The 1390-nt window shown below is 45.6% G+C and carries 1 protein-coding gene; it reads right to left on the bottom strand.

Translation table 11 applies throughout. The features are described from left to right. Nucleotides 1-1315, bottom strand: a 1315-nt coding sequence (locus A3729_RS01155; RefSeq protein ID WP_197475464.1) for a hypothetical protein, incomplete at its 3' end; no start/stop codon positions are given. Nucleotides 1316-1390 lie beyond the last annotated feature (75 nt).

The raw sequence follows: 1390 nt of genomic DNA, 5'->3' as shown, positions 1-1390 counted from the left end.
GTTGAATATCGTTTGCATCGATCTCTTTTGACCACCAGCTCCATGCACCGGGGTCGGTTTCTGTATTGCTACGACCTTTAAAAAAACCTGTTTCTTCATCAATCGCGGCGCGATCTTTTAGGTCATAGACAATACCGTCAGAACCCAGCCGGTAGCGTTTCAAGTTCCCTGTCCAGCGTGGGCCGCTTTCAGGTTTGAATACCGAGAAATATAACTCATCACGATGGTTAAGGCGGTTAAAGGTGTTCACAGCGACGCCAGGAGAAACAAAGGAGGTGCTAATATCCTTAAGGCTAGAGAAAATCTGCTTAATCGCACTTTCTAACTCGGTGGTATCGTTGGCAGTATAATACTTACCGCCACCACCGGCGTGTGAGTCGGTACCTTCTGCGGTACGACGTAATAGATCATCGTCCAGCTCAAAACCAATCGTATAGGTCGTCACTGTTTGTTCGCCGTCGTACTCGTTGCTAATATCGTTTTCGTTCATATAACGAGATATTTCATCTAGGCAGTTGCCGGAACATGAGCCAACAGTCTTCTGTATTACAGAGCGTGATGCAGTATCATTGGAGTCACTATAACCTGAATTATAAGCGTCATAGGTAGGCTCACCATCGGTAAGTAAGACAACGTTATTGGGTTGGCATTCATCAGAGATTGGACTGTTGTATTTACTAGAGCTGCTTGGGTCTTTCGACGCTGCGACACTGCCCCTGCCCAAGAATACACTGCCACCTGAATAGTAACGAGAGGCTTCAAATAAGGTTTCTGAAAGCGGAGTCCATGTATCAGGAGATAAGCTCTTTAAATCCGCGTTAAAGGCGGTACGATTGTCCTCGATGTAGCCGATCGGAGTTGTTACGCGCCCGCCTTGTTTACCGCCTTGGTCAGTATTGAAACTCATTAAGCCAATATTGATACCGGAGGTACTATTAACGAGGTTGGTAATAACGTTCTTCATGATCGATATTCGAGACTGTGAAACCGGCTCTCGGTAGTACTTGTACCAGTTTTGATAGTTTGCTGAAAAGAAGTCGTATGTTCTGTAACCTCCCCAACTAACTTCTTTTGATTTGTTACTCGTCCACATGGAATTATTGTTGCGAGCATAAGTGTTGCCGGTGGTACCGTTTTTCCCGTGTTCGCCACGGTCGTCTTTACACTCGATAACATTCGAGTTTTGCCAGCCCCCGCTGACCCATTGCGCACCACTAGAGTTGCCAAACAAACTTTTCCAGGAGTTACTGCTCTTCTTGAAGCCTGCTGTTTTAGCCGATGTGTATTGGCCCGATGCTGCCAACTTATCAACCATCGTTTGGCAATGGTTCTGGCTACTTAAAATTCGCCCTTTATATCTATAATAGCTGTTGTAGACATAGATATACGT

The sequence above is a fragment of the Oleiphilus sp. HI0043 genome, from assembly GCF_001634935.1.
Note: the sequence above shows the minus strand (reverse complement) of the source record. Positions and strands in the feature narration are given on the sequence as shown.